Genomic DNA, 23,748 nt, shown 5'->3' with positions numbered 1-23,748 from the left:
TCCGTTAGACCTGCTGCCATGTGTTGGGGGGGGGGGTTGGCAGCAGGCCGGAAATCACTGAATGTTGTCCATATATGTGTTTGGATGAATAATCGACACCGATGGGACAATAATCATACCTCTTTCCTGCGTCATCTGGACACGACTCTGCCATCTTCTTTGTTAATCTTCAAAGTTATTTAACATTTCGTTAATGCGCTATGCATATTTGCCATGCATAACTGTTTGGCAATCAGAATATTAATACCAGAAAAAGAATACACTTCTGTATGTCGATTTCTGAACCAAATGTCCCATTTCCGCCAATTTTCCGGTGGTGTGCTCATGGATGCCGGTGAAAATACGGGGATGTCTCTTGAAGATCTCCTTCTGAGCACCGGGGAGATGGAATATATGGGAAAACTGATTCGCCACTGTGCACGCGATAAAGCGGGATTAAGCCCGGAAAAGATGCTGGATGTGGTGGTCCATCCTCTGCTGGATGAATTGGAATTATATATAAAACGTGAGGTGTCGTCGCCGCAGGATGCAGTACAGCTGAAGGCTGTGGTCCATCAGTGGATATCATCCCGGTTTGATGGTCCGAATATATAGTTTGCCCTTAATATTCTCTATTTTTTGATTGATTGGTGCATCGGCCACGGAATGGCATTTTTATTTCAATTTAAATGTATTTTTTCAGGCATTCGCAAAAACAAGGTTTATTTGATATATATTCTACCCTGCGCGCACGACGTTCTGAGATAGGGTTATATAGTATCATGTGGCATTCTCGGACAACCTCAAAGGGGTGAAGAAATGGAGAATCTATATAAGAAAATGATTGACGAGGCCATGGGCGCCCAGTGGGCCGACGTCAATATTCTGAAAGAGAAGAGAGGTACAGAATTCCACGTGACGGACGGGAAACCGTATGTCGATGCAGTGAACAGGATGACCGTGGGGGACGGTCAGTCAAAGGCTGTCATTGATTTACACAAGCAGTCAGTGAATGCCCACTATGATTCGCTTACGGGTCTCACAAACTACGTGAGGCCTGAGGACGATCCGTTTGTCGAGCACTACCAGACGCCGGTGATCCTTGAGGTCCTCTGTGATCAGGATGAAGCATTCCGGAAGAGTGTGGACATCTTCATTGCAAAGATTGGAGATATGAATGCGATGATCGGCCTTGAGTCCGCCCGCCGGTATGCCGGATTCTACGGGCCGACCTGTGTGGTTGACTTTGCGATGATTCCCGGTTCAACCAGCAATGTGGTGAACCAGATTCTCAAGAATACCGACATTCCGCAGGATCACAAAAAGGCGCTCCTTGCAGCCAAGTCCTGGGGTATGAACACCTCATATGGTGTGGGAGAGGTCTTTGCGAAATCCGTGGAGGGCGGAGAGACCCTTGCTGCAGCTGTTGAAAATGAGATTGCGCAGTTACAGGCCATTTATGAAAATCCGGTTGAGGCGCAGGCCCGGCTGATGGACAGCCTTGGCATGGACTCGTTTGATCCGCGGAAGTACATGCAGGCATATCGCAAAAAGATGGAGCCGGTGGTGAAGGCAGCCGTCGCCGATGGTGTGCACTATGCAAACATCGTTACGATTCCCGCCTACTGTGTGGGTGACATTGGGCACCATATCGCACAGTCCACGTTCAACATGTGCAAGGACGATATGGTGATGGCCATCATCGAGGCCGTGACCCAGGTAATGGACAACTCACTGCGTGCTGCTATTCCAAAGTTCAAGAACTCCGGCCAGGTGCTCTCGCTTGCCACCGGCAGCGGTGCTGCCGCAGCAGAGTACCTGCTCGAACTCGACGGGTTCAACGGGCCGTCTGTCGTTGAATTCCTGACCCGCCGGTTCCACAACTATGTCCAGCTCTACCCGACACGCGGTGCCGCAGCAGAACTGCACAACTGTGACTTCATGGACATGGTATACCGCGGCTGGAATATCATGGACCGGGCACGCAAGGTGAAGGCGGGGACGGCAGCTGACTTCAAACCGAATGTGAGCGGCCTGCCGATTGACCTCGGGCCAATCCTGACCAATGATGTGATCAACAACCCGCAGCGGTATGTCTATCCGGCCTGTGCCATCACGGTCCGGTTTGCAGCACTGATGAGCCTTGCCGATTACCCGTGCCTGCTCACATCCGAGCCGGTCACCGCGACGATGATGACCAATGTCATCGCCCTTGACAAGGCAACGCCGGCAGCGCCGGTCCGTGCCTGCAAGAACTGTGCGTCTGCCTCGGTTGTTGACTTCAGGCACCAGTACTGCCAGTACCGTGAGGCGGTGTGAGGAGTTCTTCCCCTCACCCCTCTGGTGTCCGGGAACGAATATGACCGGACACACATACAGGGTGGTATGAAATGAAGTGCTATATATGTGCAAAAGAGGGCCGGGACAGTGATGCCGTTGCCATCTGTATCGTCTGCGGTATGGGGCTCTGCATGGACCATGCGATCCGTGAGGAGAACGATGTCTGGGAAGGCGGCTACCCGTTCCCTGCCCATAAGGTCAAACAGCGGCTCCCGCGTATCCTCTGCCCGGAGTGCGCTATTGCGATGAAAGGAGAGAAGTGATATGGCATCCCTGATGAGGCGGTCAGTGGCCGAACTGGTGGGTACCATGCTGCTGGTCTACTTTGGCCCTGGTGCAGCAGCAATGCTCCTGATGATTGCTGCACGGGAGTCAGGTCCACTCCAGTCTCTGACGATCGGTTCACTGGGGGGCCTTGCGGACTGGCTTGCCATTGGTCTTGCCTTTGCGATTGTGATTACCGCTGTTATCTACGGTCTTGGCCGGGTATCAGGCGCCCATATCAACCCGGCGGTGACGATTGCCCTCCTTGCCTCAAAGCGGTTTCCGGCCACGGATGCAGTGGCATATATCGTTGCCCAGCTGGTGGGGGCCCTTTTAGGGAGTTACCTCTTCTACCTCTCGGCAGGCATGGATGCCGTCACCATCGGCGGGCTGGGAGCAACTGCACCGGCATTGGGTGTGACATTCTGGATGGCGATTCTCGCAGAGACCATCGGCACCTTTGTCCTGATGTTAATCATCATGGGTGTTGCGGTGGATGAACGGGCGCCACCCGGGTTTGCCGGCCTGATCATCGGTCTTACGGTGGGAGGTATCATCACCACCATCGGCGGGCTGACCGGTTCGTCCCTGAATCCCGCCCGCAGTTTCGGCCCTGCGGTGGGTGACCTGCTCCTGGGCGGGCCTGATGTGATGGGGGTGTTTCCCATCTATATCATCGGTCCCATCCTGGGGGCACTCATTGCTGTCTTCTTCTACGACTGGGTCGTAAAAGAGGACTAAAATACACTATTTTATGGAAAATTATCTGTATTCGCGCTGTTCTGCACAATATCGCATCAGCCAGGCGACACCATCAGATGATGGATGCACTTCAGTAAACGACTCCATTGCATCGACACTGACTCCGCTGTTGATCAGGTATGCCAGGTAGCCCGCCGCAGCAGATGACTGCGGAGAGGCTTCATAAAATCCGGTCATCCGCCCGGTTGTGTTGTCTGTCATCAACAGTGATCTGCCGGTATGGCGTTCCGGGACGAGCCAGAATGAACCCGGCCCTGCCGGTGACGGGATCGTGGTGCCGTTCTCTTCTGCATCCGGGTGGAGGGCAATGGAATGTTCATGGCGCAGCTTAATTGTCTGTGGAATACAGGCGGGCGCAGGTTTCAGGGGCAGTCCGAGGATGGCATCGGCTGCGGCCCGGCCTTCCTGCCGTGCCAGGGGAGTGAGATACGGTGGGGCCGTCACATCGCCTGCCGCATAGACATTCGGGACACTCGTCTCCATCCGTTCATTCACACGAATTTCTCCGCCCGGCCCGAGGGCGATGCCTGCAATACCGTCTGTCCGGGGGACAAGACCTGCTGCAATGAGCACGGTGTCACATGGGATCACCTCTTCGTTCCCGTTGGCCCGGAGACGCACGCCGGTGACGCTGCCGGTGCCTTCAATGGCAACAACTGCCGTCTCCTCGCGGATATGCACTCCCGCAAGATCCCGCCGGGCACCGGTGATCAGCTGGTCGGGGAACCCGCGAAGGAGTGTGCTTCGGGCCACGACCGTCACATCTGCTCCTGCGACACGGAAGATGTATGCGTATTCGGCCGCGATGACCCCGCTGCCGATGATCACAATCCGTTGGGGTGAACGCCTGAGGCATGGAAGGGAATGGAGGGTATACACTCCGTCCAGTCCGGTCCCCGGAATGGCGGGAATACGGGGGACCGATCCGGTTGCAATGAGGACTGCCTCTGATTCATACTCAATGCCGCCGGCATACACCCGGTTCCCCTCAACGCGGGCGTGGTCACTGATGACGGTGACGCCTGCCTCCGTTGTCTCGGTGCCAATGACGCCTGCAATCGTTTTCTGGACGTCTGCCATCCTCTCCTGCAGGCAGGCATAGTCGATTTCCGGTGCGGTATCGGTGATCCCGAGCCGGTGAAGTGTCCGTGCTTCGTCACAGGCGCGTGCCGCATCATTCTGGGCGCATATGACCATGCAGCCCTGGTGCAGGCACTGGCCGCCCAGCCCCTCCACCCGGCTGTCAAAGAGGCTGACCTCTTTTCCGTGTGCAGCAAGGCGCATCGCTGCAATCCGTCCTGCAGGGCCTCCGCCGATGACTGTGATCATGTGGTGCATCCCCCTCTCTTCAGAGGACCTCTACCCCGTCGTCCATGGGTATCTCAAGGAGGTCGCCTGTGAACGCATTTATTTCAGCTATTCGGCTGCCGCGAATCTGCCAGACAGGGACATACACAATCTCGGAAGATATGGATATATTCTGCGGGTCGGGCGAGAAACTGCGATCTTCATAGAATATCGCGTCTCCCTCACACTGGCTGATACGCACCGTCTGGGAGAGTTCTTCGATGAGGCTGGAGAGCACCCGCTCTTTGATCTCGTTTTTGGTAAGTTTGGGCGGCAGTATATCCGCATCGCCGGGCACTGCCTTCGTCTCGGTTATTTCTGCGTTGAAGTCTCCTTTCATGCCGTTAATGGCGCTCATCACGCCGCTCTCCTCACGCTCAAAACTGATGATGTGGCTCTTGTATATTTTCTCCCCGTGGCTCTCTGCCCGGTAGGACCAGTAGGGAATAAACCGCAGGGCGGCAGTCCCCTTTATCCCGGAGGTGGCCTGTGCCCGGGCGGCGGTGATCGTCACCGGCAGGTGCGGAATCTCGATGCCGGGTTCGGGCTCAGGTTTAGGTTCCTGTTCTGCATGTGTCAGCCCCGCTGCACGGGGGACGGCGGTCTCTGCAGACGCGGAGAGAGGGAGGTTCACATCCCTCCCCTGTATATAGTCGCCTATGGCGTGGCCTAAGGTCTCGGTAAGTTCCCTCTCCCCCCAGACGGTGCAGGACTGCACCGGCACCGGCGGCGTGAACGATACCAGCAGTTTTTTGCAGAGCACAGGGCCTGAATCAAGGCTGAACCGGTATTTCAGACGGTCAAACTCCTGTATCTCATCGGCATCTTCAGAACAGAGGATCACAACACACTCATCACCGCGGAACGCAGAGAGGTCTACTGCCCCATCGCCGTCATCCACCTCATATGATGCGGCTTTGAATATCCATTGAACAACGTCTCGGGCCCTTCGGGGAATCATTAAAGGAAACTGTTGGGTCCCGGATACAACAAACTTTCCGGTATTGAGGTGTTTTTTCCCTATTTTCCTCTCAGGGGATGGGGACATGCCCTCTGACAAAGTTCCAGTATCCGGTAAAGAGGCTCACAAATCCCGGCGACTCTGAATAGAGTGCACTGGGGACGTTGGCATTACTCACAAATGCCATCACCCGCCTGCGGTCGATGATGATGATGCAGGGCGGTTCCTTCTCCCCCGGCACGTTCACCGGATGTGGGATCATTCCTATTACCAGTTCCTGCGCATTCGTCGGGATGTCATCACGTCCCTGGCTGCCTGTGGTGATAATCTCCACCGTGACCTCCGGGCCCAAGGCTCTGATCGCATCCCGGATGGGTCTTGTCATGAGGGTTTTGCCATTTATAATGGCCACCTCTGACTCCGCAGACCGGATCTGGTCAACCGCCCGGCTGTTGAGATTCTCAATCCCGTGGATGTTCCAGATCATCTCCTGGCGTTCCGCGTGGTTCATGCTGGACCGCTCTTCATAGATGGCAGTCAGTTCATTCTTTACGGCCGCGGAGTCCTGCGTGATGCGCGCAATAAGGCTGTCGATGGCCTCATCCGGCGGGGTGGCTGCAAAGCGTTTCGGGGATGCGGTGGTGACATTGACCACTTGTTTTTTGCTGAGTTTATCCAGTACAGGGTAGACAGATGCTCGTGGAACCCCCGAAATCTCGTGTATTTCGGTTGCAGTCGCGCCGTCGACCTGAAGGAGTGCGATATAGACAAGGCTCTCATATTTTGTCAGACCCAGGGATTTCAGGTGCTCCTGTATCATTGTGGTGCTGGGGGTAGTCTTAGCCATTGGCATAGGAATATATAATGAGAATGCAGATAAATGTTGTTACAATTACAACAACAGTGATATTATGAATCTTTCACGGACTGCAATCATGGGAATTGTCCTCATTGTGTGCCTCTGTGCACCGGTGATGGCAGCAGAGAAGGTGATCTCCGGGCCGCCCGATCTGCGTGTCGGTATTGAGGGCAGTAACGAATACTATCCTGACACGATGGTGACGATCCCGGTGAAGGTGGAGAACATCGGAACAATTGATTTCTCCTCACAGAATCCGGACAATGTTGCCCGGGAAGACCGCCCAAACACCGCCAAAAATGTGGTTGTCACTCTTGGTGATGGCACAGCACCGGTCTCAGTCAAGACCGATTCACAGCTTGTGGGTGACATCGCAGGCGGTGCACGGACGATGGCACCCTTCGAGGTCAGAATCAATGATGGCGCACCTGCGGGGACCTATGTCCTGCCGGTCACTCTCGAATACACCTACCTCTATCATGCAAATGAGTTCAGCAACGACGCACTGAAGTATGAATACCGGACAAAAGAAGAGACCCTCTCCCTTGAGATTGTCATCAAACCGGATGTGCAGGTCACAGTCCTCTCCGCGGATGTAACCGAACTCAATGCCGGCACTGAAGGCTACCTGGCAGTTTCCGTGCAGAACAGCGGGCAGGACACGGGGCAGCAGGCAACACTCATTCTGAGTTCTGTCTCAGGAAGCCCGGTCGCCCCTACAGACGGCAGTTACTTTATCGGTGAGTTTGCACCCGGTGAGACGGTAACCGCGAACTTCAGGGTGGCTGCATCAAAGGATGCCTCAGGCTCATCATACCCGATGAATGTCGTCGTCACCTACGAGAACAGTGAAGGCGACAAAGTCACATCAAAGCCGGTGACCATCGGTATCCCTGTGGGTGAGGAGATCACCTTTGAGGTCGTCTCTGAATCATATATGATGTATCCGGCAGAGAAGGGCACAATTGAAGTGGTCTATAAAAATACGGGCGGCGCCACTGCCTACGATGCCATCTCCCGTATCAGTGCGGTTGATCCTTTCACCAGCAATGATGACACCGCATACCTTGGTGATCTGGCACCTGGTGAGACCTTCACTGCCCACTACCACGTCAGTGTCTCGGGTGATGCCACTATCAAGGCCTATGGCCTCGACACTGAGATCCGCTACAAGGACTCCCTGAAGAACAGTGTCATATCAGACCCGATGAAAGCTAAAGTGACCGTCCAGAGCAGAAGCGGCCTTGGGACCGTTCTCACGAACCCTATCGTCATCACTGTGCTCATCTTTGCCATCCTTGGTGCCGGGTACTATCTATATCAACAGCGAAAACAGAAACAACAGTAATGGAACTGTACCGGGATATCGACCTGCCCGAACCGCAGATACGAACAATAGGCCAGATGCGCCCGGTCCTTGCCGAGGCAGGGTGCAGTGCATCCGGCCCCCTCTATTTTATGTTCCGAAACCTTGCCCGTACAGCAGGGGACAGGGATTGGCTGAAGGCCAACAGGATACGGTTTGATTATACGGTCATCCCCCCGATGACCCTGTGCGGGGAATTTGCAAAGACCAAGGGGCACTATCACCCGGCAGCACCGGACGGTAGTGGCTATCCCGAACTCTACCAGGTAGTCTGTGGCAGGGCGGAGTATCTGCTCCAGACACGGGATGCGTCAGACGTGATCGTTCTGCGGGCGGGGCCCGGTGACACGGTCCTCGTCCCGCCGGGGTACGGGCATGTAACCATCAATCCGGCGGATACCGAACTCTGCATGGTCAATCTGGTCTCAGAAGAGTTTGAAAGCGAGTATGCAGCGTATGAAGCATCCCGGGGGGCAGCATACTACCACTGCACCGACGGCTGGAAAAAAAATCCCCGGTATCCGGGTGTGGGTGAGCTGAAATTCAGGGATGCCCCGGAGTTTCCGGAGGCAGGTATTGTCCATGGCAGAGACATTTATGACCTCATCGGCGGGGACTCCCTTGGCTACCTGAACCACCCCGCTGAGTATACAGACCTTTTCCGCCAATTTTGACCCGGTTCATGGAATCTCCAGCAGGTTTGGCGGGGTCATGCGTTTGTGCATGGATGCCTGCACTTTCCCGAGGATGAGCTCTTCCTGTGCGTTTGACGCAGTCCAGTTGTTTGCCTCAAGGGAGATGAGTGCACTGTCAATTGTTGCATAGGTGAGGCCGATCTCCGCCTCATCGCTCTGTCCCGGCCAGAGGCCTGCTGATGGCGGCTTTTCGATGATGGGTGCCGGCACGCCGACTTCCTTTGCCAGTGCATAGACCCGTGTCTTGTAGCAGTGCAGAATGGGCTGGATATCAGCCGCACTGTCCCCGTATTTGGTCGAGTAGCCAAGCATGTACTCTGACCGGTTGGAGGTGCCGCAGACGAGATAGTGCAGACGGTTTGCATGGTAATAAAGTGTTGTCATGCGGATACGGGCCATCAGGTTGCCGCTCAGGTAGGAGTTCTTCTCAAACCCTTCCATGCCTGCAAAGGCGCTGAGCATCGGTTCAATGGGTATCGTTTTGAAGGGTATGTCAAATGCGGCGCAGAGGTCTTTTCCGTCTCTGAGGTCAGCATCCGGGGTGACCGGGGACGGGAGTGCGATACCCAGCACCCGTTCACCGCCCACTGCCCGTGCACAGAGCACAGCGGCTAGGGCAGAGTCTACCCCGCCGCTGATGCCCACAACAAAGCCTTTGGCCCCGGAGGACCAGAGGGTGTGGCGTATCATCTGTTCAATGCGTTCACATTCACATCCAATCTCACAAGTTTGTTTCATTTCAGTTATCTCCTGGTGATGTTATGCGGATGAAGCTCCTGAGTTCATTCCGGGTGCCGATGACGATCATCTCGTCACCTTCCATTAGGATCTGGTCTTTTTTTGGGTGTATCACATACTTCCGGCGCCCGCGGAACCCAATGACCCGCACACCGGTTCGTGCTTCAATACTCTCAACCGTAAGGGGCAGCTCATTCATAATATGCCTGGCTGCGATCTGCTTTCCCTCTCCGCCCGGGAGATCAAGTATGAGATGGATGATGTCAGCAAGAACGATGTTTGCTGCAAGAATTGCCCCGTGGGTCGGGAGATCGACGACATAATCCGCCCCCGCCCGGTAGAGTTTAGCCACTGACTCCGGTTCGGTTGCAACCGAGAGTACCCGCATCCTCTGGTTGAGGGTCCGTGCCATCAGTGTGCTGAATATATTGACATCATCGTCAGACGTCGCGATGATGCAGACCGAGGCATGGCTGATGCCTGCTGCGATGAGGTCCGCTTCTGACTCTCCGCTCCCGTGGATGCCGGGCACCTTGTCTGCCACCGGATCGATGACGGTCGCATGGATGCCGATCTCCTCCAGCTCCGCATATACGGTCCGCCCGATCCGGCCAAACCCGACGATCACTGCATAGGCGTCGGTCTTTCCGGGTATGAGGCTTTCATCGAGAGTGGCATGGACGTCCCCTTCCGCCCCGTGTACAAAGAGGACCATTGACTTGTCGATGACCTCGTTGTCATCCGGGTACATGATGAAGTTGTGTCCCTTCCAGTATGAGACGATCTCAATCGGGTGTTCGTCATTTCCGTTGATATCGCCGACCGTGTGCCCCACGAAGCGAAAGCCTTCGAGTACGGGAAGCATGAATATCTTGCGTTTATCCCCGTCGTCTTCCGCTGATTCCACAGACTGCAGGGTGCAGTAGGGGTTTTCGTCATAGATAGTCTCGAAGAAAGGGCCGGGAATCGCATAGCGGGCAAGACTCTTTCCGGTGACACTCTTTGGGGAGAGGATATACTCAGACCCGGCGTAGCGGAGAAAGCGGTCCTTGGTAATGTCTTCTGCAATGGTGATTATTTTCGCATCGGTCATACCGGTGATCCCCAAGATTATTTTTGCGGCGGTGTGCTCCTCCTCATTGATGATGACATAGTCTGCCTTTCTGATCCAGGCGTTCTTCCACGTCTCCTCATCATTGTATTTGCCCCATATAACCTGCGGCGTGTCCCGGTTCATCCTGAGTGCTTCTTTTGCCCGTTCCTCATCCTCCTCAACGAGGATGATGTCATTATCTGCAATCGAGAGCATGTGAATGATGGACCTGGTGACCTCATTGAAGCCTGCCACAACAATATGGCCGTCCGGACGGATTGTGGTCCGGCGTGGCGGGCCTGCCCGGAAGGCCCGTTCCAGGTATGGGGAGAGCATGGCCGGGATGATGAAGAGCACTGTTGTCACCCCGGCGATGATGATGATGCTGATGAGAAGGTAGGTGAGATCATTCTCTATCGGGAAACCGATGCCATAGCCGACCGTAGTGATGGTCATGACTACAAAGTAGAGCGACTCTATCGGGGTGAGGGTGTAGCCCTCCAGTAGCGGTATTAAGAGGTAGATGAGGAGTGCATAGATGACGATCTGGGCGGCAAGGGCGGTGACATATATGCGCAGGCGCTTTTGCGGCACCACGCCCTGGATGAATCGCCGCAGCAGCTCATGGGGTTTCATCGTTTCCTGTCCTGTTTCACTTCACTGAGGACCGCACAGGTCCGGCACCTGCCGAATGCCGGTTCGCCGCATTCAGGGCAGACTTCAGGGGTGATGGCAGGACCGGTGCTGCGTCCCTGCAGTTCTTCTCCCAGGGCCCGGATCGCGAATTTGGTGGCCGGGTGCTGCCAGGTGTAGTCGTTTAAGAGTCGCCTGACATCACCGCGGAGGGCATTGTGGGCATATGGGCAGCCGTGGTCGGCAAGCGATCCTACATGCAGGTGGGCGTAGAGTGCGACCTCCCGTTCAGGGATCACGGCAAAGGGGCGTATCCGCGGGATCATTCCCGGATTTTCCCGCTGCGTCATCGTCAGGCGTTCGGTGTCCCCCCGGAGGACGTTCATCATCACTGACTGTGCCTCGTCGTCCAGGTTGAACCCGAATGCGAGTTTCGTGCACCCGGCCTCCCGTGCAATGCGGTTTACCAGCCGGCGGCGCAGCACCCCGCAGAATGAACAGGACCGCCGGTCATCCTTCTGGCCCGCTACAATCCCGTCCAGGGTGATGCCATACTCTTCGGCAAAGGATGCCGTATGCCAGGGCACCCCATAGTGTTGGGTGATTGTTTCTGTCTCAGATAGGTCACGGTATCCTGCGATGCCTTCGTCAATGGTGATCGCGTGTATGGAGATATCCGGGCGGTGGCCAAAGGTTTTAATGAGAAAATGCAGCAGAGATGTGGAATCCTTTCCGCCGGAGAGGGCAACGCCTATCGTATCGCCGTGTTCTACCCAGTGGTGTTTACGTATCTCCCGTTTCACACGTGACTCCACGCTATCGGTGAAGTGCTCGCTGCATAGGTGCATTCCTGAGTACCGCTGGTGGATGATCGCCTCCCGGCGGCATTTTGAACAGTTCATGGGGGTATCAATCAAAGATATATCATCTCTCATGTTAAATGCATACTACAATAATGTCGCTCTGTGCTGATGATGTGCGTGACCTTCACCGCTTCGAGATAAAGATCCTGCTTGCCTTGGAACACCTGATGAAACGCTACCGCTGGGTTCCGGAGGATGTGCTCCGTCACCAGACGAAGCTCTCTGAGTCTGAAATGAATTACCGCCTTGGACACCTGATGGGACGGAACATGGTGAAGAGCAGTTCGGTTCCCTATAAGGGATACCAGATGGTCTTCACCGGGTTTGATGCCCTCGCCCTGCACGGTGCGGTGCGCAAAGGCTCTGTCACCTCCCTCGGATGTCTCCTCGGCGTCGGGAAGGAGGCGGCGGTTTACGAGGCGATGGGTATGGGAGTCGTTGCCCTGAAATTTCACCGGATTGGTCAGCAGTCGTTCCAGACGGTTCGCCGGTCACGGAGCTATATGCCGCAGTACAAGCATTTTCCGTGGATATTTGCCTCAAGTTTCTCGGCCCGGCAGGAGTATGACGCTCTTTTTGCCCTGCACGCAGAGGTATCTGTGCCGGTGCCGGTGGACATCAACCGCAATCTCGTCGTGATGACGTTCATCCACGGGGTGCCTATTGCTCAGGCGACCCTGGAGAATCCGGACGATGTCTTTGCAGAAGTGGTGGAGAACGTATCCAGGGCCTACCATCTCGGCTATATTCACGGCGATCTCTCGGAATTCAATGTCATGGTGGACGGGAAGGATCTCTGGCTGATTGACTGGCCGCAATGGGTCGACCCCTCCCACCCGGCAGCAGCAGAGATCCTGCAGCGTGACATCAAAAATCTTTGTACCTACTTTACCCGGAAGTACCGGGTCGGTGCGCCGGTGGAAGAGACACTTGCGCAGGTGGTCGGGTGAAGGTCTTTGGTCTCGGTGTAATCCGTGAAGACGGGCGGGAACGTGGGGCATCCGGGGTGAAGCGGGATGGATGACCGGGCCCTCGTCAAGGCGATTCGTGCGATCATCGGGACTGCGGCGACAGATGACGACTGTGCGGTCATCGACGACGGTGACAACTACCTCGTGATGTCGACCGACATGCTCCATGAGACGACCGATTTTCCGGCAGGGATGACTGATTTTGAATGCGGCTGGATGGCTGCTGCGGTGACCCTCTCTGATGTGGCGTCGATGGGGGCTCTGCCCATAGCTCTTTTGCTTGCAGCAGGTGTGGACCGTGCCGACCGCGTGGAAGAGATCATCCGCGGTGCTGACGAGTGCTGCCGTGCATACGGCTGCCGGCTGATGGGCGGTGACATGGATGCCCATACCGAGTGTACGCTGGTCTCAACCGGCCTTGGCCGGGTTTCGCCCGCATGTCTGGTGAGGCGGCGTGGGGCACAGCCCGGAGATATCGTGGCAGTGACTGGCGTACCCGGCCGGGCACAGGCAGGGCTGGACGGGTATGTGGAGCACTGGAAGGCACTCGTTGTGCCCCGGCCGGGTGTCTTTGAGGGGCAGGCCCTCGGGCGTGCCGGGGCAACCTCTATGATGGATGTCTCTGACGGGCTCTCCATATCACTGCACGACCTTGCCGAGGCATCCGGGGTAAGGCTGGATGTGAGAGAGGCGGTGATTCCCCGCCCGGAGGGTGTGCCGGCTGAGGATGCGGCCCGCTACGCCCTCTTCGGAGGCGGCGACTTCGGCCTCTTGTTCACCTGCCCGGCGGCGGTGTTCCCGGTTGCAGGGGTGGATGCGATATGCATCGGCCGGGTCGTGACCGGTGCAGGGGTTTTCCTCGACGGTGTGGCGCTGGAGAAGGCGGGGTATTCGCATTACTGGGAATGAGGCAAAAAAACAGAACCTTCTCAGAAAAACCCATCTCCAGTAAAAAACCCGAAACTGCTCATTTTTGTGATATTCATCGCTTCTTTTATCCGGCCGCATCTTCCCGGAGATGCCTGCGATAGTCTGCTCCCACCATGATGCCAATGATGATCACGCCGAAGATCGTGATCGCAAGCACCATGAGAATGATGGCGGGTTTGGTGAAGTTTGTGGTGACCACCAGAAGGGCCGCCGATATATTCCTGAACCCGGTGCCAAAGCCGAGGACCGTCTGTGTCTCCTGCAGAGGTCCGCCGGTGGCGTATCCGATGGCCCAGGCGCCGAGAATAAAGATGACGGCGACAACGGCCCCGCCGGTGCCGGTGAACATGGAAAAGAAGTCGCCCAGCCGTGCGAGGAAGGCAATCCCGAAGATGAGGGAGATGGCCACGATGCTGAGATTTGTGATGGCGTCCGCCACAGGAACCGCTTTTTTTGCAAACGATTCAAAGCGGGCCCGGATGCCGAGGCAGATGATGAGCGGGATGAGCATAAAGACAATCAGCGAGAATGCTGTGGCACCGGGGTCAACGGCCACTCCCGGCAGAACAAAGGGTATCACCAGGGGGAGGTAGACAACCGTTGCGACCAGTGAAAATATCTCTGCTGCAAAAAATGGCAACAGAAAAACAATGGACCTGGCGGGATTTGAACCCGCGGCCTCTACGTTGCGAACGTAGCGATCTACCCCTGATCTACAGGCCCGTTCTGAATTATTCCAAAATAATATTGGTGGGGGTGATTATCAGTTTCTACAGGATAATCTCGATGTCGAGCTTCTCTGCAAGTTCCTTGTAGCGGTTACGGATGGTCACTTCAGTGACCCCCGCCACCTCAGCCACTTCACGCTGGGTCCGGCGTTCGCCGCCCAGAATGGAGGAAATGTAGATGGCAGCTGCGGCGACACCGGTCGGGCCCCGTCCGCTCGTGAGTTCACGCTCGCCTGCCTGCCGGAGAATTTCAACCGCACGCGACTGAACCTCTCCTTTCAGGTTCAGGCCGGAGCAGAACCGCGGGACATAGTCAATCGGTGAGGTGGGGAGCAGTTTTAACCCGAGTTCACGTGAGATGAACCGGTAGGTCCTGCCGATCTCTTTTCTTGAGACACGGGACACTTCTGCAATCTCGTCAAGGGTACGCGGCACATTGCACTGGCGGCATGCTGCGTAGAGGGCAGCTGCAGCGACTCCTTCAATGGACCTGCCACGGATAAGGTTCTTGTCGACTGCGTCACGGTAGACGACCGCTGCTGTCTCACGGACGTTTCGCGGCAGACCAAGAGCCGATGCCATCCGGTCCAGTTCAGAGAGTGCGAACGCAAGGTTTCTCTCTGTTGCGTTTGAGACACGGATACGCCGCTGCCATTTGCGCAGCCGGTAGAGCTGTGCACGGTTCTTTGATGAGATGGCACGGCCGTATGAGTCACGGTTCCGCCAGTCAATCATCGTGGAGAGACCTTTGTCGTGAATGGTAAAGGTCATCGGTGCACCGACACGTGACCGCTTCATCCGCTGGTCATGGTCGAATGCACGCCATTCGGGGCCGCGGTCAATGACTTCATCATCAAGGACAAGTCCACAGTTCTGGCATACCAGTTCTGCTCGTTCGTTGTCCTGTATCAGCTGGCGGCTGCCGCACTCGGGACAGACGGTTTTGGTCGACTCTTCCGTCCGTGCTTTGACTGCCTCCTGCGCTTCTGTGGTCCGTTTTCTGAGTGTTTCCCGCTGGGACTGGAGTTGTTTTAATTTTTCAATTTCCTGCATGATTCATCATCCTATTTCTGTATACAATTCGTCACCCACGCTGCATTCGCACTGACCTTTGCAGACAACAAGGGCATACGGTGTTCTGATATTGCCGAACACTTCTACCAGTTTTCCGACAGGTTTTTTTCGCCGGTCAACAACCTCACTGTGGAGGCGTGGTAACTGTCCTGCGTCGATTGTGATGACGGCACAGTTTTTGCCACAAATATTCTGAACCTGACCTACGACCTTCATGATATAATACCTTCCAAAAATCCGGCACCCTGTGGGTTCGTAACTATTATAAATTGATGCCTATTTTATTTAAAGATTGGCATAAGCGTTATATATCGAGACGATTTGTTTTGGGGGTGATGCATGGTATTTCGCATGCAAATACCCGGTATATGGCTCTTGTGTTTTATCCAGATGCACCGGTCACCGGGCAGGAATCCCGTATGCGCGCTTTTTCTAAAGGAAGGGAAGGTTCTTTCCGGAGAGAACTGAGTGGCTCTCCGCTTCAGTGAGGCCCGCGCCGCGTGCAACCTGCATCCGCTCTGTCATTCCCATCAGGTCAGACGGTGCGTGGGTATCCGAATTGACTGCAAGCAGGCATCTCTCTTCTCTCGCCACGCAAACCACATGACCGTTTGTCCGGTTATGTCCGCCCCTCGCTGTGATCTCAAGTGCTACCCGGTTTTCACGGGCCATTTGGGCGTCTGCTAATGATATGAGGCCGGGATGAGCCAGTATGTCAACATCAGCGCAGGCACAGGCTGCGGCATTGGTCCCCGGTGCCACGGGTTCTGTGGTTGTCTCGCCGTGCACAATGATGATGTCGGCCCCGGCATCCCGTGCCTCATGGGCAAGGAGTGGAATTTCCACCGGTGGTACGTGGGTTATTTCAACGCCGACGAGGAGACGGATTCCATGTGCCCGGGCGGTCTCGCGCATCGGGTCAAGGGTGCGGACAAGGGAGGTGGTATTCGAGCGGTCGGCGTGATCCGTGATGCCGATCGTCTGGTATCCCAGCACTGCCATCCGGCGGATCAGCTCGGCCGGGAGCAGTTCGCCGTCAGAGAAGATGGTGTGGGTGTGGAGATCGTACATGTTGCACTCCTGTTTTTAGAGTTTCTGTGCGATTTTTTTCATCAGTTCTTCCTTGCTCCCTTTCCACCCGACAATGACTCTGCCGTCCTGTTTCCACCAGTACGCAGGATGGGAGGCTCCTTCCTCAATCCGTGCAGAGAGGCCTGCCTTCTTGGCAGCCTTGTGGATTGCCCTGATTTGGGGGGTCTCCCGTGCCATTTCATGGGCTACCCGGCGCCCCTGGCTGCGGGTGAGGGCACTGTCAAAGTAACATGGATAAAGTGTCCGCTCAGGATTCATACATTAGATATGTCTGTGTGAAGGTATTAAACGATACTTTGCCAAACCTATACGTATGCACCACATTGACGTCAGTATCGAAAAGGACATCTTTGAAGCAAACAACCGCCTTGCTGCGAAGAATCATGACACACTTGCCGCAGCAGGCATCCGTGCCTTTGACCTTCTCGGTGCCATTGGCTCTGGAAAGACTTCGCTTGTGGAACGGCTGGTGCCTATGCTGAAGGAACGCGGGCTGAATGCAGGGGCCATCGCAGGTGATGTCTATGGGGATGACGACTTCCAGCGGATTGTTGCGACCGGCGCTCCTGCGGTGAACGCAAATACCGGCAAGGAGTGCCATCTGGATGCCCACCTTGTGGGACATGCCATTGGGCACCTTCCCTTAGACGAGATTGACATTCTCTTCATAGAAAATGTAGGAAACATGGTCTGCCCGACTGATTTTGCCCTCGGCGCAGAGAAGCGTATTGTCGTGGTCTCCACCACTGAGGGTGATGATGTTGCAAACAAGCACCCGATGATGTTCCGTGAGAGTACAATGGCTGTCATCAACAAGGTGGATCTGGCAGAATACGTCGGCTGTGACGTGGCCCGGCTGGAATCCGACATTCACCGGTATAATCCGGAGATGCGGGTATTCCTGACCAATATGAAGACAGGTGACGGGATGGAAGCCCTTCTCGATGAGATCCTCAGATGATCAGTGGAATTAAATAGCTACAGGAGCTATATTTATAGACTTCAGAGAAGGGCTTACGCCCTTCCGAATACATTTCATATAATTCAGGTGTTTTAAATGCAGTGGCATGGCAGATCAGTTCGGAAAGAAACCGGTGGCAGAATCCGGTTCGCACGGGGTAAGAGGAGTAGCGAGATTGGCAGTTCGCCTGCTGATTCGCATATCGGCGAGGACCGCACAAAAATTATCCGCACAATGGGAGCAAACCAGAAGATTCGGGTACTGCGTGCACAGTACGCAAATGTGGCAAACCAGAAGAACGGTGAAATCCGCCGGATGGCAATCGAAACCGTTGACAAAAACACGGCAAACCCGAACTTCGTGCGGCGAAACCTTCTCACGAAGGGTGCCATCATCAAAACTGAGATCGGTGATGCACGTATCGTAAGCAGGCCTGGTCAGGACGGCGTCATCAACGCTGTTCTTATCTAACAATCATTTTTTTTATCGTTCATCTCATCTGAGCGTATGCTTTTATTATGCATATAATCTAAAGACTGGTGTAATGCGCAGAATATATCATCGTTTTCCGATGAGAAACGATCTGGTTTTTACCATACAGCGCCCGTTCATTGATGTGGTGTCCACAATACTTGCCCTGCATGGGATGCATGAGACCGGGCGGACACCTGGTGGGGAGATGGTGCAGATTGATTTCAGTGCAGCAGTGGCGGAGAAGAAGGTCACCTTTGTGGCGGTTGACTACATCCCCGACCTGCTTAATACGATTACAGAAGTGGTTGATTTTCAGATTGAACTCAAAGAGGCGACACTCATGTCAGACCGGCGTATTCCACGTTCAAGGAATGTCTTTCTTCTTCGTATCGCAGAGTCCGGGATGGCCTGTGAGTGTGCGGTAGTGAAGACCAGTACCATGACCGGCCTGGATGCACTGGACCTCAGGACTCTGATTGAGGGTGCGGTATAAGTGGCCCTGCGGACTGCTGTGGCAGCGCCCTTCAGGCATATGCACCGGGACCGGCTGCGCCGCCCTGAATTCATCTATTTTCTTGCAATCGACCGGCGCTGGATGAACCGTGATCAGGCGGGTGCACTCATCACGATTGCCCTGCGTGAGGGCCTTCTGCATGAGGAGGGGGGCGTACTGGTGCCTTCCTTTAATCCGGCAGAGGTGGAGATCCCGCTGGGATTCCGTCCGTCAGAGGATATCTTCGTGCAGGGTGAAAATTATTGTGAGACCCTGGTGGTCCGTATCGCCGAGTCACGGAGTGTGTCTCAAAAAGAGGTGGCTGCAGAGATAAACGCCCTCGTCAACGACCGGTTTGACGGTCGCCTGCTCCCTGAGGCCGGTGCGGTAATCCTTGCCCGGAAGTATGGGGTGCCGTTTGAGGATCTCATCGAAAAACTGCGTGAATCACTACGCGGTTCCGGCTGCTGAATGTAAAATCGGCAAAAAAGGTATTAAAATTTTTTCAGGGTTACTCTGCTGCCTCTTCTGCAGGAGGTGCGAAGTAGTCCTTCAGGCTCTTTTCGCCATATTCAACGACCTTTGCATTGATCTGGACAAAGTCACCATTGATCTCCGCTCCGCGGATGGTCATTCTTCTGCGCTGCCCGTGGTAGGTGGGGCGGAAGCCGGCGCCATTTGCAAGGAGAAGTTTCCTCCGGGTGAGACCGGGGAGGTCGCGGCGTGCGGGGATGCCGGTCTTGTCGGTTGCCCCGGTGATTGCGATCCGGTATCCTGCAAATCCGAGTGCATCGCCTGCAATGATGTCGCCTACGCTCTTGCCAATGAGGCTGCCTGCCATGCCGCCGGTCGCCTCAATCTTGTATGAAATGCCCTCCTGTGGGTCAGAGAGAACTACTTTGAAGTCTGCCATATTGTAATGCTCCTTTCTGAAAGTGTCTATTATGTTTGTTTGAATGCTATTAAAAATTGTGGAGTCCGGATGTATGCCGCCCCGGCGTGTTACTTGCCCCAGAACGGCCGTTCCTTACGTTTAATTCGTGTATACTCCTCCAGAACGTCGATCATCCCTCCGGTGAGGTGGGTGGTCATCTCTCCCTCCAGCACCTTGACATGGTGTTCGGGAATCTCGACATAGAGGTCATCTCCTACGTTTATCTGGCGGCCGACCGTTGGGCCTTCAATGGAGATTGCCACTTCGGCTCCCTGGTCTGCCTCGTTGGTATTCTCCTGTCCTATCTTCATCTGTTTAATCCGGCCGATTCTCTTCCCTGACGGGAGGACGAGGTTGACGCCTGCCTGTAGTTTTCCGGCCAGTACGCGGACACCGACCACTGCCGGGTTGGACTGCCGGAAGACACAGTCCGGGAGGAGAGTGATCTTGGCCGGCAGGATGAGTTTCTCAAAACTCTTCTTATGCATGAGGCGGCGTGTCTCCTCTTCCCAGTCTATGTAGTCATCGATGAGATGGTAGATGACGTCTGACTCAAAGAGGCGCACATGGCCCATCGCATGTTCGGCAAGGATATCGATGGCATCCGGGAGTATGGTGGTGTTGAAGGCGAGGATGACAGAGTAGAGGGGGTCTTTGATGGTGGAAACCTCCACGATGTCATGCCGGGAGATCGGGCCGACCTCTGCACGCATGATGGGGATCTTGTGCTCTTCGAGTTCCTTGGAGAGCGCTTCCAGAGCACCGATGGTGTCGGCCTTGATGAAGATTCCTTCATCTGAGAGGTTCACCTGTATGTCCTGCATCTCGTGGATGACGGAATCAACAATCTCCTCGCGGTTGCCACGCACTACGCGGAGGGGTGAACCGGCGACGGCCCCTTCCAGTTTCGGTGCGGAGACCTTGATACCGGATGCGGCGGTCACCTGTTTCACCCGTTCAAACCGGTCTTCTGTGAGAATCTCCTGCATGGGCCGGGGTTTTAACAGGGAACGGACCTTTGTCTCGATGACGCCGCGTTCCCCGCCGACCACGATCTCGTCCCCCACATTCAGCTGGCCGTCAATAAGGATGACATCAAGGGTGGTCCCGAGGCCCCGTTCCTCTTTCACCTCCAGGACTGTGCCATACCCGGGTCCGGTGGTGGAGAGGGTGAGGTTCTCTGTCAGATATCGCTGTGCAAGGCCAATCATCACCATCAAAAGGTCCGGGAGGCCTTCGCCGGTGATGCCGGAGATGGGTACAATTGCGATATTGCGGGCGAAATCCCTGACCCGGTCAAAACGGTCGCAGTTGAATCCCATCTCTGAGAGCTCACCGACCAGTTCATAGGTCTTTGTCTCAATTATCCCCTGCACCCGTTCATTCTGATTTGCGTAGGTCTTCAGGAAGGGTGCATTCTCCTGCACCCTCCAGCCGTGGATACGGTCGATCTTTGTGGCAGCGATGACGAACGGGGTCTTGAAGTTTCGGAGAATCTGGAGTGCCTCTCTGGTCTGCGGCTGGAACCCGTCGTTGATGTCCACCACGAGTATGGCCATGTCAGCAAGTGCGCCGCCGCGTGAGCGCAGTGTGGTGAAGGCATGGTGGCCGGGTGTATCGATAAACAGCAGTCCGGGAATGTCAAACTCTGCCGTATCGCTGGTGCTGCTCATCTTTCGGATCGCATCCAGGGGCACAATGGTTGCCCCGATATGCTGGGTGATGGCACCTGCCTCGCGGTCCACCACCGATGAACCACGTATTCGGTCCAGTAGTGATGTCTTTCCATGGTCTACATGTCCCAGTACGCAGACCACTGGTGTACGAATGGATGATGCAGCCTCTGATGTTTTCGTCTTCTTTTTTGCCATGCGTTCCGCCCTCTGTCTCTGGTATTGTTATTTGAAAAAAAAATTATCAATTCATCCGCCGCTCTTCTGGTATGCACCGTTTTGCGGCGTTTTCATATAAATAGTTCACCTGAAGTATTAATGGTGTTCGTGTGGGTGGTTGTGATGCGGACTTATCTGCAGGCTAGTGATGCTCCGTTTTTGTGTTTCAGGGCACTCCCGGGTATCCCGGAAGGGTGGACAGATCCAGATCCAACTCCGGTGGAGGGTAACTTCAGGTACAGCTGCAGGGAATGGGTGGGGTTTCAGGCTTCTCCCATGAGCAGCCCCGACCGGGCGCGCCATGGGCACGGGTCCGTATGGCAGTCTTAGCTCGGGATATGTGCGGCCTTTGTGGTGGTTGCACATCTGTGGTTTTGAACGTGGTGCCACGTTATGGGTGATGAAGGTGGGTGATCTGTGGGGATATATGCCTGCGATGCAGCGGGGATTCGTTTAGATACGCCACCGTCGGGTTTGTTTGCACTGTTATTCCCGGTCTGATGCCTGTCATCGCGGGTGTCCCTGTTCTCATGTTGAATTGCGTTTTTTCCTCTCTGCTGTGCCAGAACAGATTGGATAGATTAATTACTGCGAATGTCAAAATAAGAAAGGCATCTTGCCGGGGTAGGGTAGTGGTTATCCTCAGGGATTGTGGTTCCCTGGACTCGGGTTCAAATCTCGGCCCCGGCCTCTTTGTTTTTTCCCGTTCGTTTATGGCGAGTTCTTTCGGTTCGCAACTGTCCGGTGTCGGTGTCCGCGTTGAAATTCTGGTTCTGGAAGGAAATTGCCGGTTCGTTTCCTCTGCATGAGGGGGTTTGGGCCGGGAATATTTCAGTCTCTTTTGATCTCCCGTGCAATTGAACAGAAATACAACTCCCCGTCTGCCTTCACAAAGGTTCGGGAGAGGTCAACATCAAAGATGGTGCCGTCACGCCTGCGGTGAATCGATGTGGTCCGTTCTTTTCTGCCGGGTTCTGGTTCGTTCCACATCCTGTCCCATGCCTCCCGGGTGAGGGAGGGGTTTACGTCAAAGACGGTGCACTCTGCAAGTTCTTCTCTCCTGTAGCCCAAAAATTCCTCTGCAGTCCGGTTTGTCTGGCAGATGCTGCCGTCACGACTGAAGAGGAGGATGGAATCTGAGGCCTGGTCAAAGGCCTGGCGGGTGAAGAGCAGTTTCCGTTCCAGATCTTCTTTTTCTGCAAGGACGGTCATGAGTGCCTGGTTTGCCTGTTGCATCTCTGTTGTCCGCCTCTGGATATTCTCTTCGAGGTTCTGGTGATACTGGAGGACTTGTTCTTCGCAGTGTTTCAGGGCCGTGATGTCACGGCCGGTGGCATGATACCCGGTGATGCGGCCTCCGGGTTCGCCGAGGGGCCGGATGGTCCATGTTTCCCGGCCGGAAGACCCGTCACGGCGGATGGCACGGATCTCTGCTGTCACCGGGCTTTCTCCGGGCAGGAGTGAGGCGATGAGGGTGTCAAGGTGGCGGCGTTCATCCGGCTGGAATGCCGGCAGAAACCGGATGCCTGCCACGCGGTCAGCCGGGCGTCCGGCATGACGACAGAATGCCTCGTTTGCAAAGTCGATGGTCATCGCGGGGGAGATGTGGACGACCCATTCGGTGAGGTCTTCACTGAGTGCGGTGTAGCGTTCTTTCCAGGTATTCCGCTCTTCTTCTGCTGCGGCGCTTTCGGTGATGTCAGTGAAGGTGACGGCACATCCTCCTGCACCGCTCGTAAAGACGATGGGGATGAGCTGGATGGCCAGGTCAGTCTTCTGCCGGTTTTGGGTGATGCAGATGTGGTATTCTCCCGGCGTGCCTGCCACTGCGTCCCTGCATTTCGTGAGGAAGGTGTCATCCCTGAAGAGCGGGGCGGGCACTGCTGTATGGGGGGTGTAGTCTGCCTCCTCCGGGGGGTGGAGGAGGCGTGCAGCCTCAGGGGTGGCCTCTGCCACCTCCAGGCGGCCTGTCAGGCAGAGGCATGCGGGCGGCGTGACGAGGGTAAGGGCCTGTACCGGCACCCTTCGGGCGGGGAAGTAGGCCTTTGCCGGCCCCATGCGTTTGCGGTCGGCCTCTCCGGTGGCAACCAGCATGTCCAGGTACCTGGCCGCGGTATTGCGGTGCATGCCGAGAGTGTTGGCGATCTCGGTGATGGTCATCCCTGTTGGCGATTTATGCAACAATTGGCGTATTGTCTCTGTTTCTTTCCAGTCTGGCGTCATCTCTCTCCTTCTCTGTGTTTTCAGTCGGCCCGTTATGCAGTGCATATGTGTTGTGCCTGAAGAATATTTATACAGA

Annotated in this window: 26 protein-coding genes and 2 tRNA genes; 13 read left to right on the top strand and 15 right to left on the bottom strand. The window is 55.3% G+C overall.

Annotated features, from left to right (window positions below; all coding sequences use genetic code 11):
* Window positions 1-324: 324 nt before the first annotated feature.
* The 4 genes from MKMG_RS03815 (at window position 325) to MKMG_RS03800 (ending at window position 3,324) form a co-directional block, all read left to right on the top strand.
* Window positions 325-594: a hypothetical protein gene (locus tag MKMG_RS03815; protein WP_165075806.1), complete on the top strand. Its 270-nt coding sequence runs from the start codon at window positions 325-327 to the stop codon at window positions 592-594.
* Window positions 595-798: 204 nt separating this feature from the next.
* Complete coding sequence (locus MKMG_RS03810) at window positions 799-2,298, top strand: DUF2193 domain-containing protein (RefSeq protein ID WP_165075803.1); 1,500 nt, start codon at window positions 799-801, stop codon at window positions 2,296-2,298.
* Between the two features lie 71 nt (window positions 2,299-2,369).
* Window positions 2,370-2,582 carry a DUF2180 family protein gene (locus MKMG_RS03805; RefSeq protein ID WP_165075801.1) on the top strand — a complete coding sequence of 71 codons (213 nt, stop codon included), beginning with the start codon at window positions 2,370-2,372 and terminating at the stop codon, window positions 2,580-2,582.
* Between the two features lies 1 nt (window position 2,583).
* Complete coding sequence (locus MKMG_RS03800; RefSeq protein WP_165075799.1) at window positions 2,584-3,324, top strand: MIP/aquaporin family protein; 741 nt, start codon at window positions 2,584-2,586, stop codon at window positions 3,322-3,324.
* A gap of 21 nt (window positions 3,325-3,345) precedes the next feature.
* Here the strand turns inward: MKMG_RS03800 and MKMG_RS03795 are convergent, their stop codons facing one another.
* From MKMG_RS03795 to MKMG_RS03785, 3 genes are all read right to left on the bottom strand, one after another.
* Entirely contained in the window at window positions 3,346-4,674 is a 1,329-nt protein-coding gene (locus MKMG_RS03795) for an NAD(P)/FAD-dependent oxidoreductase (protein WP_165075796.1), read from the bottom strand.
* A gap of 19 nt (window positions 4,675-4,693) precedes the next feature.
* A complete protein-coding gene (locus tag MKMG_RS03790) occupies window positions 4,694-5,653 on the bottom strand; it encodes a hypothetical protein (protein WP_165075794.1) in 960 nt (319 codons plus the stop codon).
* 70 nt (window positions 5,654-5,723) lie between these two features.
* Complete coding sequence (locus tag MKMG_RS03785) at window positions 5,724-6,500, bottom strand: TrmB family transcriptional regulator (RefSeq protein ID WP_165075791.1); 777 nt, start codon at window positions 6,498-6,500, stop codon at window positions 5,724-5,726.
* Between the two features lie 64 nt (window positions 6,501-6,564).
* Between MKMG_RS03785 and MKMG_RS03780 the strand changes: the two genes are divergently transcribed.
* Together MKMG_RS03780 and MKMG_RS03775 are read left to right on the top strand one after the other, a co-directional pair.
* Window positions 6,565-7,860, top strand: a complete 1,296-nt coding sequence (locus MKMG_RS03780; RefSeq protein WP_165075788.1) for a COG1361 S-layer family protein — start codon at window positions 6,565-6,567, stop codon at window positions 7,858-7,860.
* Window positions 7,860-8,552, top strand: coding sequence for a glucose-6-phosphate isomerase family protein (locus tag MKMG_RS03775; protein WP_165075785.1), 693 nt, complete (start codon window positions 7,860-7,862; stop codon window positions 8,550-8,552). The genes MKMG_RS03780 and MKMG_RS03775 overlap by 1 nt, the downstream gene beginning before the upstream one ends.
* Window positions 8,553-8,558: 6 nt before the next feature.
* Here MKMG_RS03775 and MKMG_RS03770 read toward each other — a convergent pair whose 3' ends face one another.
* From MKMG_RS03770 to MKMG_RS03760, 3 genes are read right to left on the bottom strand one after another with little or no spacing between them, the layout of a single operon-like run.
* On the bottom strand, window positions 8,559-9,311 hold the full coding sequence (locus MKMG_RS03770; protein WP_165075782.1) for an NAD+ synthase: 753 nt from the start codon (window positions 9,309-9,311) through the stop codon (window positions 8,559-8,561).
* 1 nt (window position 9,312) lies between these two features.
* Window positions 9,313-11,040 (bottom strand): TrkA family potassium uptake protein, encoded by a 1,728-nt coding sequence (locus MKMG_RS03765; protein ID WP_165075780.1) that lies wholly within the window; start codon window positions 11,038-11,040, stop codon window positions 9,313-9,315.
* A complete protein-coding gene (locus MKMG_RS03760; RefSeq protein WP_165075777.1) occupies window positions 11,037-11,939 on the bottom strand; it encodes an ATP-binding protein in 903 nt (300 codons plus the stop codon). The genes MKMG_RS03765 and MKMG_RS03760 overlap by 4 nt, the downstream gene beginning before the upstream one ends.
* 38 nt (window positions 11,940-11,977) lie before the next feature.
* Between MKMG_RS03760 and MKMG_RS03755 the strand changes: the two genes are divergently transcribed.
* Window positions 11,978-12,850, top strand: coding sequence for an RIO1 family regulatory kinase/ATPase (locus MKMG_RS03755; protein WP_254059076.1), 873 nt, complete (start codon window positions 11,978-11,980; stop codon window positions 12,848-12,850).
* Window positions 12,851-12,916: 66 nt separating this feature from the next.
* A complete protein-coding gene (thiL, locus tag MKMG_RS03750) occupies window positions 12,917-13,780 on the top strand; it encodes a thiamine-phosphate kinase (RefSeq protein ID WP_165075774.1) in 864 nt (287 codons plus the stop codon).
* Between the two features lie 85 nt (window positions 13,781-13,865).
* Here the strand turns inward: thiL and MKMG_RS03745 are convergent, their stop codons facing one another.
* The 6 genes from MKMG_RS03745 to MKMG_RS03720 all read right to left on the bottom strand — a co-directional run bounded on the left by MKMG_RS03745 (window position 13,866) and on the right by MKMG_RS03720 (window position 16,953).
* Complete coding sequence (locus MKMG_RS03745; protein ID WP_165075771.1) at window positions 13,866-14,441, bottom strand: hypothetical protein; 576 nt, start codon at window positions 14,439-14,441, stop codon at window positions 13,866-13,868.
* Window positions 14,442-14,452: 11 nt separating this feature from the next.
* Window positions 14,453-14,524: transfer RNA gene (locus MKMG_RS03740), tRNA-Ala, on the bottom strand.
* 47 nt (window positions 14,525-14,571) lie between these two features.
* Window positions 14,572-15,582 (bottom strand): transcription initiation factor IIB, encoded by a 1,011-nt coding sequence (locus tag MKMG_RS03735; protein WP_165075769.1) that lies wholly within the window; start codon window positions 15,580-15,582, stop codon window positions 14,572-14,574.
* Between the two features lie 6 nt (window positions 15,583-15,588).
* Entirely contained in the window at window positions 15,589-15,819 is a 231-nt protein-coding gene (locus tag MKMG_RS03730; RefSeq protein WP_165075766.1) for an H/ACA ribonucleoprotein complex subunit GAR1, read from the bottom strand.
* Between the two features lie 216 nt (window positions 15,820-16,035).
* The gene (locus tag MKMG_RS03725; RefSeq protein ID WP_165075763.1) at window positions 16,036-16,674 is read right to left on the bottom strand and encodes a histidinol phosphate phosphatase domain-containing protein; all 639 of its coding nucleotides are present in this window, start codon (window positions 16,672-16,674) and stop codon (window positions 16,036-16,038) included.
* A gap of 15 nt (window positions 16,675-16,689) precedes the next feature.
* On the bottom strand, window positions 16,690-16,953 hold the full coding sequence (locus MKMG_RS03720; protein ID WP_165075760.1) for a signal recognition particle subunit SRP19/SEC65 family protein: 264 nt from the start codon (window positions 16,951-16,953) through the stop codon (window positions 16,690-16,692).
* A gap of 55 nt (window positions 16,954-17,008) precedes the next feature.
* On the opposite strand from MKMG_RS03720, the gene hypB reads away from it, so the two are divergent.
* From hypB to MKMG_RS03700, 4 genes are all read left to right on the top strand, one after another.
* Window positions 17,009-17,656, top strand: a complete 648-nt coding sequence (gene hypB / locus MKMG_RS03715) for a hydrogenase nickel incorporation protein HypB (RefSeq protein ID WP_165075758.1) — start codon at window positions 17,009-17,011, stop codon at window positions 17,654-17,656.
* A gap of 96 nt (window positions 17,657-17,752) precedes the next feature.
* The gene (locus tag MKMG_RS03710) at window positions 17,753-18,127 is read left to right on the top strand and encodes a 30S ribosomal protein S8e (protein ID WP_165075755.1); all 375 of its coding nucleotides are present in this window, start codon (window positions 17,753-17,755) and stop codon (window positions 18,125-18,127) included.
* A 100-nt stretch (window positions 18,128-18,227) separates the two neighbouring features.
* Window positions 18,228-18,623 (top strand): hypothetical protein, encoded by a 396-nt coding sequence (locus MKMG_RS03705; RefSeq protein ID WP_165075752.1) that lies wholly within the window; start codon window positions 18,228-18,230, stop codon window positions 18,621-18,623.
* Complete coding sequence (locus tag MKMG_RS03700) at window positions 18,624-19,094, top strand: DUF2240 family protein (RefSeq protein WP_165075749.1); 471 nt, start codon at window positions 18,624-18,626, stop codon at window positions 19,092-19,094.
* Window positions 19,095-19,134: 40 nt separating this feature from the next.
* On the opposite strand, the gene MKMG_RS03695 is transcribed toward MKMG_RS03700, so the two are convergent.
* The gene (locus MKMG_RS03695) at window positions 19,135-19,536 is read right to left on the bottom strand and encodes a 30S ribosomal protein S6e (protein ID WP_165075746.1); all 402 of its coding nucleotides are present in this window, start codon (window positions 19,534-19,536) and stop codon (window positions 19,135-19,137) included.
* A gap of 89 nt (window positions 19,537-19,625) precedes the next feature.
* A complete protein-coding gene (infB, locus tag MKMG_RS03690; protein ID WP_165075744.1) occupies window positions 19,626-21,428 on the bottom strand; it encodes a translation initiation factor IF-2 in 1,803 nt (600 codons plus the stop codon).
* 639 nt (window positions 21,429-22,067) lie between these two features.
* Here infB and MKMG_RS03685 point away from each other — a divergent pair.
* Window positions 22,068-22,139: transfer RNA gene (locus tag MKMG_RS03685), tRNA-His, on the top strand.
* Window positions 22,140-22,280: 141 nt separating this feature from the next.
* On the opposite strand, the gene MKMG_RS03680 is transcribed toward MKMG_RS03685, so the two are convergent.
* Window positions 22,281-23,672, bottom strand: a complete 1,392-nt coding sequence (locus MKMG_RS03680; protein ID WP_165075741.1) for a PAS domain S-box protein — start codon at window positions 23,670-23,672, stop codon at window positions 22,281-22,283.
* Window positions 23,673-23,748 lie beyond the last annotated feature (76 nt).

It is taken from the genome of Methanogenium sp. MK-MG (genome assembly GCF_009914725.1).
Lineage (GTDB): Archaea > Halobacteriota > Methanomicrobia > Methanomicrobiales > Methanomicrobiaceae > Methanogenium.
Note: the sequence above shows the minus strand (reverse complement) of the source record. Positions and strands in the feature narration are given on the sequence as shown.